The following is a 14,985-nucleotide window of genomic DNA, read 5'->3' as shown; positions in this document are numbered from 1 at the left end:
AATTAATTATCTTCTAGGGCTAAATTCATGCGTTGCCAGATAAAGTTCAAATCAGCGGGTACTAGCATTTTCCGGAATAAATCCTCTACAGAAATGGCGCTCTGAATTGCAAATAATTGCCTGAAAGCTGGGGTTACAACCGCTTTAAAAAATTTTTTGCCATGAATAATGGTGCGTAGTTGTTCATCAACTGGCTGTGCCTGAATTTCAGTAAGTTTATCCTGATATCTCTCCCATAGTCCCTGAGGCTCAAGATGACTATGCCAGCTAGTGCACTGTGCCCGAAAACCCTGCTCATCCACAACCAGCTCAGGGTCGAGAAGGTCGCGGTTGAAACCAAGTAACCGCAGTTCATCCCAGAGTGGGTTAATAATTGCCCACAGAGCGCCAAACTGAACCCAGCGCTCAAGATTCTCAGTAATTGGCGTAGCAATAGACAGGATTGCTGCTTCTCGTTCATCTGGAAGCTTTGCTTTTTGCTTCTGCGGCAAGCAATGCCAAAGTTCGCTCGGGACAACAACATAGTTTTCAATACAGAACCTTGGCAAAACTAACAGATTAGGAAGTTGCTGCTGCCTCTGGCTAAGTTGAGCATTATCCCACTCATCTCTATCAACAATACCCAGCCACATAGGCTGCGCTGCAAGGATGTCAACAACGTTACGTTTACCGCCAACTTCAGCAAGAACCCATCTCGTTTCCCACTGGGAATCAACCTTTTTTAAGAACTGAGTAAAAACAAGCTCGTCCGTTTTTCCTTCAACGATTAACGCTCTTTTTCCTTCGGTGATCTTTGTTTCAAGTATGGTCTTGATATGCCACTCAAACTCCTTCATTGCTCATCACCCTTTTCAACTGAAAGAGGATAACGGAGTCCTAAACTTTCGTAGCGTTGCCAAACATCAGTAGCGTGGGAAGTTAAAATGAGCTGACCACGTTTTTCCTGGATAATGTTTTCCAGTGTCGCAAGCAGTGGCGAAACCAAGGAAGGATGAAGATGCAGATCCGGTTCGTCGATCAATACAACACCGCCAGGTTGAAGCCAGCGCTGCACCATGAATAGCATGATCAAAACTTGATGCTCACCGGAACTCAGTTCATCCAGCGTATGAGTATCGCCGTTAGCCAGCCTGACCTGCTGGCGCTGCCCTGGATGAATGTCCTCTTCAATGACCTTCCCTGAGAAAAACTGATTCAGATTTTTCATCATTTCAGGGTACAGATTGGGTAGGGTGGCTTTCATATTGAACAGCGATGCCTCAAGCTGCCCTTTCCAGTCCGAAGTTGGGGTATAGGTTGCCAGCCAGCGTTGATTTAAGTCGTCTTGTACTAGATCGGAAATATTTCGTCTCGGTATAATCCAGCGACGCTCTTCTGCATCCAAGTAAACAACGTTCGGGATGGATAAATCCATACCAGAACTCAGCATCCCCAGCACAACCTGGGCACGCGTGACTCGTAACAACTTGAGATATTCTTGCAGGGATTCATTTGAGTATGCGCTTTGGGCGAAAAAGGCATGTTTTTTCCTGTCGGAATGTGTTTCACCAACCCAATAAACCCCTGGGCTGGATTTGATGATTCTTTCAAGAGCACGTTCATCACCATAGAACAACCCAAAACTGGCGGGAGAAAAATGTGAACACTCTAATCCATCTATGACGACAGCAAAGGTTTCCCAGCGCTGGAGCCATTTTTTAGCATTGTGGGTAGCGGGTAACGGTTTTTCACGATCCAGCCAAAATCCCAGGGCATCCCAAAGCATGGCAATACCACGAAGCAGCGTCGATTTACCACAGCCGTTCGGGCCGGTGAGGAGTACATTCTCCTCCACCTCTTCCGTCCAGTCGTTTTTGAAGCTAATTTCTGCATCGCCCAATGGGCCGACACTCTGCGTATAAATCGCCGCTATTTTCATCAGATTTCCTCAGGTGCGCTACCGGTAATAGCCTTCACATCCGCCAGCAGATCGCCAAATTTGCCGTAGTTAACCTTAACGCCGTCATCCAGATCAATAGTGATACGTCTATCAGCATAGTGGCGCAAGCGGTCATCGAAGTTACGCAGCTCGTTGAATTTTTTGCTCAGTCCATCCAGTTCTTTTTTCAGGCGGGTGGTAGCTGCGCCAGATTCGGCACTTTTAAGCTGATCGCTAACCAGATCGATATTACCTTGGTAGCGTGCCAGCAGCGGAACTACGTATTCGGTACGCATACGCGACAGGGTGGCGTCATTATAGCGGTGCAGGTACACCAGGCATTCAAAGGCTTTCTCTTTACCGGAGCTAAACAGCCAGTAAATCGGGCGTTTCTTGTACATCTTCATATGATCTTTCCAGAACTGCGTGGAAAGATAGCGACGGATGGTATCCAGTGACGATTCGCCTTTTTTCGGTTTAATAGCGTATAAACAGAGGCTTTCGGCGATGAAATCGAGGTTTTCCTGCAGATGCTCTTCACCCCAGACAGTGCGGACAAACTCTTTAACGCGGGCGGTGACATCATCGTCGAACCAGTCGGAATCCATAAGTGGCAGGATGCCATCTTCATCGGCAGGGAAGGTTTTGTAAGCACCTTCAGCGACTAACTCGGCAAAACCTTTGTTGCCTTCGTGGGCGTAGACCAGGCCTTCGCGATCGAGGGAGTAACGGCCCACCATGCAACCTATTGTGTAAGATAGCAACTCGGCAAAACTATCAGAACGGAGCCTGATTTCACCTTCATTCTTACTAATACCAATGCCATATCTATGGTATATGTTTGATTTTAAAGTCACACTATCTATCTCAACTTCTGGGACCATTGCTGATGCAACCCCCAGTTCGGCTATAAAATGTCGATTATTAAATTCTTCAATTATTTTTAATTCATTTACACAATCGCAGTGTTCATTCCTTACATAAGAATAAATATCTTCTAACCTTCCTATTCCGACTAAATTGTTACGTTGAAAATCCCAAGACGTCTCGTAAGCATCCCAATCATTCTTTGAAATACTTATTGCTTTAGATGCATTTCTTATCACATCTTTATTCTCAATCCCCCACACAGGGAGCGATGAAATATTGCCCGCTTGAAAGTGCAATGTAGGATTAAGTATTTTAAGCAAATTGAAAGTTGGTTTTGATGCCAGCATTGCCAAAAATGGCGGGTATTTATTCTCGTTACCGTAGCAAGCAGAGCCACTATTGTCGCAAATAAATCCTTGAGGAAGAATTCTCACGCCAAAATATGATGAACTGATATCAGTCCAAGTGATTCCAGCCTTAAAAAAGAAACCTTTATTCCTGATATTACTTTTTATTTTTCCATTTTTATCAGTATGGTTTTTTACCGCGTGCCCACTGTTTTCCCAATTGATGACATAGTAAAAATTTCCGTACCATTTCCTAAACTCTCCACCTTTATTGTACGGAAACCATTTTAACCCAGAACGTTCAGAAAGCTCTTCTGATAGCATATTAAACCCAATTTTATCGAAGCTAACCTCATGCCATCCACGCAGAAATTTCTCGTTATCGCCGGTATCAATACCTTTTCTAGGTTTAAAATTTGACTCAACGCTTTCATACTTTTTGAAAGAGGATCTCCATGATTCATCTACCCAATAAGCAATTGGTGCGCCCGGGATTTTTTTGAAGTCATTCTGTTCAGTATTATCAAAACGATTTTCCCGCCCAAGCAAAGCATTTTTCTTTTGTTCTTCGCCACCGTCAATTAATCGGAAAAATACAGGTTGGTAGTTCTCTGTATGAATATTTTTTATCACCCATGCCGTAGTTTGAACAACTTCACCAGAAATTTGCCCAAACGCCCGCGCCCCCAAATGTGCCATCGTAATAAAGGTTTTATTATCCAACAACCACCCACGAAGCGCTTCATAGCTCGATAGGAACATCCACGACTGCATATTCACTTGCGCGTTAAATCCATTTTCTTTTAACAGAGAAAATGCATGTTGCATAAACATCGCAAACAAATCTGATTTGCTGTCGGGGAACTGTTTTTTAACGAACTCTTTCAATTCACCGTTCATTCCCTTCCCACCCATATACGGCGGGTTCGCCACAACTGCATCATAGCGCTGCGCAAGTATCCACGCCTGCTGGATATACGGGATTAGCTCCGCCGCTGCCTCTTTCTGCTGAATATCACCTTCGACAGCCAGACGATACAGCCCATCCAGGAATGTCTTCAGCGGCGCTTCATCTTCATGAGGTACCTGAATCAGCGACCCCAGCGTTTTTGCACTGGTGAACAGTGCTAGCGTACGCATCAACAGCTTATATTCTACGCTGTCAGTATTGGCCAGTGCCGTCCTTTCAGCAAACATGTCGCCGATGCTGCCGCGCTGTACCTGCTGGTGGAAGTTCAGCTTGGTCCACAGCTCAGCGATATCCAGCTTACTTTCCTGCAAGGAGACAATATTCAGACGCACGCTACGGGCCAGAATGCGACGGTCATCCTGACGTGCCAGCATCAGCATCGCAAAGCCAGAAAGCTGGGCTGCACGGTCATCGATATCTAAACCAAAGATATTGTTTTCCAGAATCAGCTGCGGAATATCACGGGTGCGGTAGCTTCGCTCTTCGTAAATCGCCTTCAGAACGTTATAGGCTTCGGTCAGGATATGCCCGGAGCCGCAGGCTGGGTCCAGCACCTTGATACTTTCTGGTTCAATGCTGGATGGGGTGATTGCTGCCAGCTGTGCCTGAACTTCTGGCGTCTGTTCTACTGGCTCAATGTAGTACGGCATTTTGCCTTTCAGGCTGGAGTCCGGGTAGGTTTGCAGCCACTGTCGACCCACAGAATTCTGCACCAGATACTGCACAATCCAGTTCGGGGTAAACAGCTGGGTAGCGGCAGGAATGTCTTCGCTCTTTACCACCTTGCCGATCACGTCATCTTTCTTCTCTGAGATGTAGAACTGATACAGCCAGCCGATCACTTCGACCTGCGCCCAGTCTTCTTCAGGAATGGTGTCTACCAGCCCACGCAGAATGGAGTCGGTACGGGTCAGGTTATCCGGCAGCACCAGCTCGATATCATCGTTGACGGCTTCGAACAGGAAGGGCATCGCGCCCTGAAGGGTATGGCATTGCGCAAGCAGCAGTTCACGATACAGCTCTTCGTCACGATCGCCAGCAAGCTTCATTTCCACCAGGCGCGATTTGTCCAACCCCAGAGAATCCGCCACTTCCGGTACATGATCCAGCACCTCAAAACCACCTTCCAGCGTCGGGTGAGACAGCATACGGAAGCCGTGATCCAGATAACCATGTAGCTCCATATAACGGATGGCACAGAAGCGGTTAAACCAGGTGTAAGCGATGTGCTCTACCAGCACCTCGTAACCCTGTTTTTCTGCTCGTTTAACCAGACGTTCGCGACGTGATACCAGCGACTTATCCAGCGTAAACTGGCCGAAACGCACGCTGTCGCCGAGATCTGTCGCCTGCGAAATTTGTAGATTGCCTTTTTTATCGGCCTCAATGCCCAGCGTGGTCAGCTTTTGCATAACTGCATCGCGGAACTGTTTACGTGCCACCGGGGCATATTTTTTGATGTTTGACGTATTCATGTGAAATCCTGAAAAGGGCAGACAGCGCCTGCCCTGAAATGGGGAAATTACTGAAGCTGGACGCGTTCGCCTGCGTTAATGGCATCCATTAGAGTTTTACGTAATTGTTCCAGCGCTTTGTCGACCTGTTCGGCGTTATCCAGCGTTGTGACACCCGCTGCTCGTTCCATGGTTTTACGCGTGTTGACGTAGATGGTTTTTTTCAACTTCGGTTGAGGAACCGGAGGGGGCACTACGCCACCTGGTTTTGGCTCAGGTTTTGGTTCTTTTTTACGCTGCTCTTCAACCCATGCGTTCAGGCGCTCGTTCGCTTTAAGCAAAAGCGCACGTACCTCAGACTGTTCGTCCATAATTTGCGGGATTAGACCGTTTTGTTCCACTTTTTTGCGTGACTGCTGCATTGGATGCAAGAGCGTATGCTGCAAATCAGTAGGAACGTGCATCTCCTGCATGCTCTGCTTCAGATCTTCAATGTGGTTGGTAATCTGCATAAGCGCATGGTTGCGGTATTCCTCCACCAGACGCTTGTTAACAGACTCAACAGTTTCAATCAGCGGGATAATACGATGCAGTTCACCGTAAGGTCGCGGTTTTCCGTAGATAGCTTCCAGTTCCCGAAGTGTATTTTGGGCGGTTTCGTCTTTTTCCAGCGCATTACGGTTAGCTTTAAAACTGCCGTTCAACGAGCCACTCAGACGTTGCCAGGTGGCATACTGGTTCTTGTAGAAGCTGACCAGATCGTCCCAGTCTTCAGCGAAATCTTTGAGGTCGCCAGCCGCTGTGGTAACTTTTTCAATAACGGCGTACTCTTCTTTCTCACTGAGAATCCCGTTCAATAAGACCAGACCTTCTTCAATCTCTTTACGGCCTGGATTTTGTCCACTTTCGGCACGCGTTTTAAAGACAGTCAGCTCGCTCTTCCAACGGCCAAACAATTCGCGAATGTGGGATACCAGCGGCTGCTCTTCACGCTCGTTGAAGGGTTCCCCAGCAATCTCGGCCATCAACTGCGCGGCTTTGGTTAACTGTGCTTCGTCATGGCGACGAACTTTATGCAGACGCAAATCGCTGTAGCGACGTGAATTATTAAACGCATCCCACGCTTGCTTGAGTGCGATTTCGCTGCCTTGCAGAGTGAAGCTGTATTTACCGCTACGCGCCAGGCGAGCCACCAGCAGTTTGACTTCATCTTCCGGCCAGCCAAACGGACGGCGGCCAAAGGTGGTGAGAATGTCTCGCAGATACACTGGCTTGTGAGTATCAATACTCATGCTGATCCAGTTATCCACTTCACGCATCGCCTCCGGGTTAGACTCTTCCATTTCTCCCAAATCAAGCTGCGTATCATTTTCTACCGTCAGCAAAGCATGGGTTTCACGGTTCACATCCCCGGTACTGAGACGCAACATTTTCAGTTTGGAGAAACTGTTTTCGATCACATAGCTGCAGGCGGCATCAACAATCGTCGACGGCGAGGAGGATTTTTTATCCAGCCGTTCCCCCAACGCCCAGACATCGGCCTGCGCCAAAAGGGCTTCAATCTGCGTTTTGAGTGTTTTTTCGCGCATGCCATTTTCACGGCCCTTTTCGGCCAACAGCGTTGCTTGCTCCGGGCGCTGCCCACTTTGTTTGCTGAGGAAAGATTTGGTCTGCGCATACATGGTCAGGTCTTGCCAGGTTCGGGCTTCATCAGGCAGGCAAATCAGAATGCAGTCTTTACTGTCAGTCATCAGCAGGCTGTTGGAATGTGCACTTCTATAGCTTTCGTAGTTCGAATCCAATGGCGTGAGAACCTTCACCACCAGATCGTTAAGGTTTGCACCATCCAGCGGGTGACCATTACAGAAACGACTGATATCAAAATCCTGCTTGTTCGCCGGATAACGGTACTTTTTGCTTTTCAGGATCTCGTCAAAAATGATAGTCGAGAGTTGTTTATTGATGGTGGTGAACTCAATGTCGATATTGCGGATTTCGTTTTCGATCTCTTTTTCTTCATTGGTGAGGAAAACGAATTTGTCATCAATACGCGAGATCAGCATTTCTGCCTGTAGGCGATTGAGGCTGGATTCAATTTGACGGCGTAGCTCAACTTTGTCGGTATCAATACGATCAATGGAAAGCGTGACCAGATTATCCAGGGTACTTTTCAACACATCGACGTAACGGATAAGGAACAGCGTCTTTAACAGCTTGCCGTCAAATTCCGTCAGCGATGAAGACTGACAGGCCTGAATAATGGTGCGGCTGACCGCAGGTTCCAGGAAACTTTCAATCGCGGAATAGAAACGCCAGAACGGGACCAGGCTGTCCAGTCCATCGGCAGATATTTGCACAGCTGCTGACTGGAAGGCATCCAGCAGAGAGCGTTCCCCCATTGCCAGCTGCTTACCCGCAGCCCCTTTGGTACGGATCGATTCAAAGACTTTTTGTAGGATCTGGTAGTGCCATGGCACAAACGGATAGTTATCAACGAATTCTTTGCTGTTGGTGTAAGCACGCAGCGTGGCTGTGGTTGTTGTGTCGAACGCCAACTGGTTACGCAGAATGTCGCCTTTTTCCTGCCAGACGGCTTCCAGCGCCGGTTTTGCCGCGTCGGTTTTGACCAATAGTCGTTTCTGGATAACTTCTGAAGTATTGGAACTGGAGAGCTGTAAGCGTGTGGAGAAACGCCCCTGAATTTTGGAAAAGTCCTGACCGTCGCGACTGCTCATACCGCCAATGGCGGCATTAATGTCAGCTTGGGAAGTAACAATCACCCATGCGCGACCACCGCAAATAACGCCCAGGTTTTCGGTGATAGTTTGCAGCTTCAGCATCATCTGGGCATCTTTACCAATGAACTGACCAACCTCATCGACCATAAACAGAATGTTACGGTTGCCCTGGATGTCGAGCCACTCCTTCACCCACGTACAGAAGTTCTTAATATCCAGCGGGAAGTTCTTATCCAGTTGTTCGATCCACTGGCGAGAGGACTCCTCACTCTGCCCTGTAGCAATGCTTAATGCTTGCGCCATCTGATCGTTGATCATCAGATAGACATCGCGTTCATCTTCCCAGTGAGAGCCGGTAATGTCGGCAAAGGCTGCTTTAAACGTATCAAACTGACCGCGTTTATCGAGCTCGCGTTCCAGATGCGCAATGTGCGGGAAGTCTCCGCAATAACCAGCAAGCTCGTTAAAGACTTTCAGGAAAACTTTGAGGATCGCATCAACGCCATCTTCAACGTTTGCGCGCGAATCAATATTGAACAGCACCACATCGGTCGGGTGTTGAACCGCTTTGCGAATATCGGCCAATAACAGTGCATCGTCGATTTTCTCTTCAAAGAAAGAGAGCGCATTGCGTGTTACGCCATTGTGGCTGACCTCGCGGTTCGCCAACAAATAAGAAAGGATTTTAATGAAGTGAGATTTACCGGAGCCAAAGAAGCCGGAAACCCAAACACCCATCTTATCGGCAAGTTGCAACCTACCGGGGCCTGTGGCGGGGGCGTACACCTCGAAAAACTGGCGTAGGTGGCCATCCAGTTCTCGGGTGATGACATACTCATCCAGTTCAACCCAGGCGCTTTCGTCATCGGTCTGCTCGGCTTTAACCACGCCGTTAATATTACGTTTTAGCGGTTTTTCGAAAATCTGTTCAATATTCATTGCTGTCGTCTTTTAACGAGGGTTCAAAGTCGCCGCAGGACCGGTTTCGGGTACCAGTCTGAAGGCTCGATAATAGTTACGGGAGTTAATGCCAGCTAACGGAGACAGGTCATATCCACTGTAATTGCCAGGGTAAAACATCAGAAGTGGCGTAAAACCCATTACATCCTGTAAAGCACTCATTAGCTCATGCCCGCGCACCAACGGCCAGGCGTTGCCGAGCCCAGTCAGAATGACAAATTGCTGGGCGGGAAGATCTACCGTACGGGCAATATATTCAGCGATTTTTTTCTGGCTGAGCGGCGCTGCCAGATGCTTTTTCAATGTTTCCAGCCCAAGTTCAGGTTCACGCTGACAGATACGCTCGAATAGCTTACGTTCCTCCAGCATGTCGATGATGACCTGAAAAATATTCAACTGGGTGAATGTGTATTTTTTTTCTAGTTTCTTAAAAAGAAACGCCAGGTACTCACGTACCTGTAGCTCCTGCTGTGCCGGATAATCAAAAATCCAGAAGCCAATCTCATTGCCGGAGCCCTGGTTTTTTAAAAAACGGTCATCGCCGATACGCTCTTCTAACTGCTTTAAACGGTAATCAAGGATTGGGTCATTCACGCGTTGCCCTCCAGGATTATCAGTAGTTCGGCTTTGTTTAAACGATGCAACGCCGCAGCGACATCAGGTAGCAAGAAAATAGTTTGAAGATTGCGACGGCGTGGAGTGTCCAGGTACCCGGCTTCTGCCAGGGCCTTAATCAGGTTGTTGCCCATTTTTTTGATAGATGAGTCAGAGAAAGTCGTTAGTTCTGGATGCAAACGCAGATTCTCGTCCACAAATTCATTCCAGCAATTTACGCCGAGTTTTTCTTTAAACTGCTGACGTGCCGGGTTCACCACATCAGCGACAAATTCCGCGACAATGGGAGACTGAATCATCAAGGCGACTAACAGCATTTGCAGACGTTCACTTTCACTACCATTGACAATCAATTGCCAGCATTCGCGGTCCAGTGTCATAAGCCGAAGTTTTATTGTTCTGGCGTATCGATTCGCAGTACTTATGGAGGATGCCTGAAGGATGTTTTCATCGATTATTTGCTGCTGCCAGGTCATTTCGTCTGGTTCAGAAAGCAGTAACTCAGCAATAGTCCGGCTCTCTCTAACCATCAGCGGACCGCCCAGCAGATCGCCAATCCAGCGTTTATCATTTTTTATCATGGTATTTGTCATCAAAAATCCGGAATGCTGCCCGCAAAAATCAAGTAATGATTGTAGTCGGCATGCACGGGAGAAGCTATGACTATGGTCAGCATAATTAGTCACGTGCATCATTTGTGGCGTAAATTTCCATGGCATATTGCGATAGGGCTCCAACGAATACAGCACCAAAACTGGACGGCAATGTGAAACCAATGGCGCTCGGGTACGACGTCGTGTTCGCCGCCCCCGATTCGTCATAAAGTGCCCCAATATTGGGGTTACAGCTTGGGGGGTGGATATAGTCTGCACCCGTGAAATTCTGAGATCTTATTGCAGACGGCGTCGCGCGAGTCAAGTGGCGCGGCTGTGCCAACGTTCCCCTTGATGAAAGTACTAATGCAGTGCTTGTTGGCGGCGACGGTGCAAAACACCAAGAAGATGGCGCTGTTGACGCTATTGTATTGTTTATTAATGACATATTCCGTTCAAAACAACGCAGCAGGATGCGGAAACATGTTGAGGGCGTTGCTAAAAAATCTGAGTGACTGGCCGGGGAAAAATATCGCGAATGCGACCTTCGGTCGCTAGAAAGACAGAACCACACAAAAGTGGGGTTCGTCAGCAGCCTGAGCCCGTTTTAAGCGGGCTCAGGTCTCGATACCTGTGGTTGAAGCAAGTGGGTATTATCGATGAGCATCGTAAATTTCGACAGCCGGTTCGAGTTTGACGCTTATCTTAGGAAGGTTATACAAGTTTAAGGGCTGGTTTCGCAGCAGGTGAAGAATGCCCGCCACCACCGACAGCCGCAACGCCGAATAACAAGCTAGATAGCTCATCCAGCGGAATATTTAGTTTTTTGGCAATCACTGGCAATGTCACACCTTCAGCCTGAAGCATTGATAAAACTCTATCAATGATCAGTGATCTTTCCCTTTCGATTCCACCAGGTTCCCCATAACGGTAACCTTTGGTAGAGGCATCTCTCATCAGACTGTTATACTGCCACTCAGATAATCCGCCCAAGTTCCGCATACGAACGATAAGCGCGATAGCTGAGACGAGCCAGTTCGATTTAAGCTGAATAATCTTATCTAACGTGGGAACAACCATTTTGACTGCCAGCACGTTCTCTTTTGGCATAAGGAATGCGGAAGCAAATGCATCCGCCTCTTTCTCGATGTCAGCTCCTTGCAACACACCATGCCGATGCATGACCAAATGTCCTAGTTCGTGAGCCGCATCAAAACGACTTCTTTCACCTGTTTTTTTTGTGTTCAGGAAAATATAAGGGATGCTGTCTTTCCAGAATGAAAATGCATCAATATCAGCAGTGTTCTCTGACAAGAAAAATACTTTAACGCCATTTTTTTCCAGGAGATGGACCATGTTAGGAACACTTTTCTTCCCAAGATGCCACTCTTCCCTCAGCGCCTCAGCAGCAGCCTCTGGAGTGGTGCCTCTCATGTCAGGAAGGCTGGGAACAGGCAAATTGAATCTGGCATCAAAATAGTTCGCGACAATAACACCGAGCCCTCCTGCACCAATTGCTGCATGCTGATCGGCAGCTTTTGTTCTTCGTAGAGATCGGAATGACACTGTAGATGGATCTATATTCTCAAGATCATCGCCGAAGAAAAATGACTCTGGATAATTCAATGCTTTTGAGTAAGCAATTACCGTAGCTGGAGTGGGTTCATACAGGCAATATTCTTTTTCATACTCGATGACGATACGTGAAGACAACCCTGTCGCTTCGGCAAGCTCTTTCAGCGTCAATTTTCTCCTGATTCGTGCCAGCTTAAGTCTGGAGGGATTAAACAGACGCCTGCTTTCTTTATCGTTTGTATTCATTTCATTTCAATAGAAATAGAAACATCATCCGTGAAATCTTCTTCTGGGAAGATGTCTGCACCATCAAACGGTAGAGGACTGATAATTAACCTCTCGCTCCAGTAATTGACTTTCGCGAAACCATTCACCACCTTCATGCCTACAGGGAAAGAAATCTCACAGCGGATTTCTTGCTTGCCCGCATCATAGTAGTAAAGCACGATATATGTTTTAGTGCTGTCAGCAGAAGAAACTGGAATCAGAGCTAGGCCATCGGTTGAGTGCATAGGATGTTCTGACGGGAACATTTCAATCGTATCGGAGTTACTGCTCACGATACTCATCGTCGCTTCTCCTTTCGCATTTTTAGTCTTCGGCCATCCATCAGCTAGTCCTGTATCTTTATCCCCTGATGTGATGATCAGATTGATACCATGCGTTGGGTTGGATACTAGCTCCATGCGATTTTGACGTACCATTGTCCATCCGCAATCTTTGGAAATCAATAGGCTACGCAGCGATGCGACCAATTCACTCCAAAATCGAAAACCACCATCAATCACAGGGTGTAGTTTCGTTGTGCGACGCCTCTCGTAAAGAGCCGCGGTTAGGGCATCGATAATGTCCTGTTCATCAATCCCCATTTTCGCCAAGCAAGTCTGGGAATCCTGCTGAGAAAAGGTCCTGCATTGTGGCACGTTCATAGATGGAACCCTTTGAGTTAATTACTTCATGATTTTCACATAAAAATTATGGATAAATCAAGAAGTGAAATACTTTATTCTTCCACTTCAGTGAAGATGCGCTTTGGAGTAAAAATTTACGGGGGTGGCTGGCGGTGTCTGCCGCGTTTAGTCTCTGATTGCACAAGGCATTCCCCGCATCCAAATGTGCGGGCATTTCCAGATAGTGTCAGACACACTAATGAGTCAGGCCTTGGTCAGGTAGGTAATGGCCTTCTGCAATGCTGTTCGTTTCGCATGATCCAGGTAGTGAACGTCACCAATGCTGGAATGCGTATAGGTATGCTGGTTATTGTTGGCCAGGTTATCGAGCCTTTGAGCGGTAATGATAAGATCTTTACCGCAAGATATACGTCCGGCCACTCCCTTGCTGGTGATTGAAAGGGGCGAAACAGATAATGCCAGTTCTCGCATTTTATCAAAGGGGGTGGCAGCCTCCAGCCTGGCAGTATCATTTTGTGTGATACCAGCGGCATCGATACGGACATTACCGTTACCACCGCGCAGTGTTCCGCTGTTGGTGAATTGCGGTGGGAAGATCGGGTCTTAAAAGCCGAGCGGGGATGTGTTGACACTGTGAATACCTGTCTGGCAGGGTTTACAGTATTTCTCCCCATGGTAGTGAGCCTTGCATTTCGTACAGTGCCAGTCTGCTTTTTGAACCAACGGTTTAGCCTCAGGGACTAACCTGCGTAATGCTCTGACCCTGTCGATTTCTTCCTGTTCAGGACTGAGGTAAGGGTAGTCATTGCGACGGCGTGTTGATACAGACTGCTCGATATGCTCAAACCAAGAGGCCCTGACTGTTCCAGCATCATGGAGCACCATTGGGCAGCCACACAGATGACACTCATATTGATGATTGAATGCTGATAACGCTGAGCGTGCTGACGTTAATCGACCGGTGGTGTTGATGGCGATAAATGATTTTGCGTACACGGTATGACTCCTTTTCGCCGGACTACAGGCATGGCTCATCCATCCCTTGAGGGCAGATACCGATACGAGCAGTAGGCAGAAATTGTGGAGGAGGTTGGTGTCGATTAATTGCTAAATAAGGTGTTATTGGCGGGACTGGGCGATACGCTGCTGCATCCAGGTTTCCACTTCGCTTTTGAACCAGCGAGAGCTGCGGCCCAGTTTTATTGGTTTTGGAAAGTCCCCGTCTTTAATCAGTTTGTAAAACCACTTATCGGTCATCCCGGTAAACGTGGTGATAAAGGTCATATCGATAAGTGGGTCTTCGACTGAGAACTGGCTGGTGTGTGCGGTGTTCATTCTATCTCTCCCTCTGAGTGGTTAATGGCGGGAGAAGGCCGACGCTGTGGAATGGGTAGACGTCGTTTCTCCTCAGAGGATAGGGTTCATATGTATAAAAATACCTGACCTGCTTCGGCGGGCTGGCGGGACGCGTGATGATGCTGCTCTGTCAGGCCTTTCCCGCGTATCCGCCATGGCAAGAGGCTTCCCAGAAAGTACGCCAGCATTGTGTGCTGCAGGGCACTGCACCAGAATGACCCACCTGTGGATCCGGGTCGTAAAGGTCGGCCAGATACGTCCGTATCTGGTGCAGTGGTGCAGTGATGTTAAGAATGACGGGATAAGTGAACGCGGTGACTGGCCGCTATGACAGAACTGTCTGAAGGCAAACTCTCATCACGCAGGTAGCGCGTACAGCCAATCTTGGCACTCGGGGCACTGTTTGGGCCCGTGCCAGTGATGAGTGCACAAGCAGCATTTCCAGCGTCGTTTGAGGGTATTACAGGGAAGTCGACGGGGTTTGATTATCCCCCACTCGGTTTGTTGGTCATTTTCACCGGTCTTAGATTTCTGGCGGTCATTTGCAGAACTGAAGCGACAGCTAACCAGCCGCTTTACATTTTCTAAGCTACCGGGTGCATGGATAAAACTTATCACCTTCGTTAAGGGGTCAATGACAACGCCAATTTTCAATCTACAATATTCACAAAACAGAAT

11 protein-coding genes and 1 pseudogene are annotated in these 14,985 nt (G+C 47.8%); 1 reads left to right on the top strand and 11 read right to left on the bottom strand.

What is annotated here, in order from left to right; translation table 11 throughout:
* Positions 1 to 2: 2 nt before the first annotated feature.
* The 6 genes from FFE93_RS18525 to FFE93_RS18500 are packed head-to-tail and all read right to left on the bottom strand — an operon-like array spanning position 3 to position 10,453.
* Positions 3 to 836, bottom strand: coding sequence for a DUF4435 domain-containing protein (locus FFE93_RS18525; protein ID WP_138775754.1), 834 nt, complete (start codon positions 834 to 836; stop codon positions 3 to 5).
* The gene (locus FFE93_RS18520; RefSeq protein ID WP_138775752.1) at positions 833 to 1,918 is read right to left on the bottom strand and encodes an AAA family ATPase; all 1,086 of its coding nucleotides are present in this window, start codon (positions 1,916 to 1,918) and stop codon (positions 833 to 835) included. Before FFE93_RS18520 ends, FFE93_RS18525 begins: the two co-directional genes overlap by 4 nt.
* On the bottom strand, positions 1,918 to 5,580 hold the full coding sequence (pglX, locus tag FFE93_RS18515) for a BREX-1 system adenine-specific DNA-methyltransferase PglX (protein ID WP_138775750.1): 3,663 nt from the start codon (positions 5,578 to 5,580) through the stop codon (positions 1,918 to 1,920). Before pglX ends, FFE93_RS18520 begins: the two co-directional genes overlap by 1 nt.
* 47 nt (positions 5,581 to 5,627) lie before the next feature.
* Positions 5,628 to 9,236 (bottom strand): BREX system P-loop protein BrxC, encoded by a 3,609-nt coding sequence (gene brxC, locus FFE93_RS18510; RefSeq protein ID WP_138775748.1) that lies wholly within the window; start codon positions 9,234 to 9,236, stop codon positions 5,628 to 5,630.
* A 12-nt stretch (positions 9,237 to 9,248) separates the two neighbouring features.
* A complete protein-coding gene (locus FFE93_RS18505; protein WP_138775746.1) occupies positions 9,249 to 9,851 on the bottom strand; it encodes a DUF1788 domain-containing protein in 603 nt (200 codons plus the stop codon).
* On the bottom strand, positions 9,848 to 10,453 hold the full coding sequence (locus FFE93_RS18500) for a DUF1819 family protein (protein WP_186367724.1): 606 nt from the start codon (positions 10,451 to 10,453) through the stop codon (positions 9,848 to 9,850). The genes FFE93_RS18505 and FFE93_RS18500 overlap by 4 nt, the downstream gene beginning before the upstream one ends.
* 363 nt (positions 10,454 to 10,816) lie before the next feature.
* Between FFE93_RS18500 and FFE93_RS21815 the strand changes: the two are divergent.
* A pseudogene (locus FFE93_RS21815) lies at positions 10,817 to 11,023 on the top strand (IS5/IS1182 family transposase); the annotation flags it as partial.
* A 156-nt stretch (positions 11,024 to 11,179) separates the two neighbouring features.
* Here the strand turns inward: FFE93_RS21815 and FFE93_RS18490 are convergent.
* The 5 genes from FFE93_RS18490 to FFE93_RS18470 all read right to left on the bottom strand — a co-directional run bounded on the left by FFE93_RS18490 (position 11,180) and on the right by FFE93_RS18470 (position 14,286).
* Positions 11,180 to 12,286, bottom strand: coding sequence for a helix-turn-helix domain-containing protein (locus FFE93_RS18490; protein WP_186367675.1), 1,107 nt, complete (start codon positions 12,284 to 12,286; stop codon positions 11,180 to 11,182).
* The gene (locus tag FFE93_RS18485; protein ID WP_053011782.1) at positions 12,283 to 12,969 is read right to left on the bottom strand and encodes a hypothetical protein; all 687 of its coding nucleotides are present in this window, start codon (positions 12,967 to 12,969) and stop codon (positions 12,283 to 12,285) included. Before FFE93_RS18485 ends, FFE93_RS18490 begins: the two co-directional genes overlap by 4 nt.
* A gap of 225 nt (positions 12,970 to 13,194) precedes the next feature.
* Positions 13,195 to 13,422 carry a hypothetical protein gene (locus tag FFE93_RS18480; RefSeq protein ID WP_138775742.1) on the bottom strand — a complete coding sequence of 76 codons (228 nt, stop codon included), beginning with the start codon at positions 13,420 to 13,422 and terminating at the stop codon, positions 13,195 to 13,197.
* A 132-nt stretch (positions 13,423 to 13,554) separates the two neighbouring features.
* Entirely contained in the window at positions 13,555 to 13,947 is a 393-nt protein-coding gene (locus FFE93_RS18475) for a putative zinc ribbon protein (protein ID WP_186367674.1), read from the bottom strand.
* A gap of 123 nt (positions 13,948 to 14,070) precedes the next feature.
* Positions 14,071 to 14,286, bottom strand: a complete 216-nt coding sequence (locus FFE93_RS18470; RefSeq protein ID WP_053011780.1) for a helix-turn-helix transcriptional regulator — start codon at positions 14,284 to 14,286, stop codon at positions 14,071 to 14,073.
* Between the last annotated feature and the right edge of the window lie 699 nt (positions 14,287 to 14,985).

Source organism: Yersinia sp. KBS0713 (genome assembly GCF_005937895.2).
Lineage (GTDB): Bacteria > Pseudomonadota > Gammaproteobacteria > Enterobacterales > Enterobacteriaceae > Yersinia > Yersinia bercovieri.
Note: the sequence above shows the minus strand (reverse complement) of the source record. Positions and strands in the feature narration are given on the sequence as shown.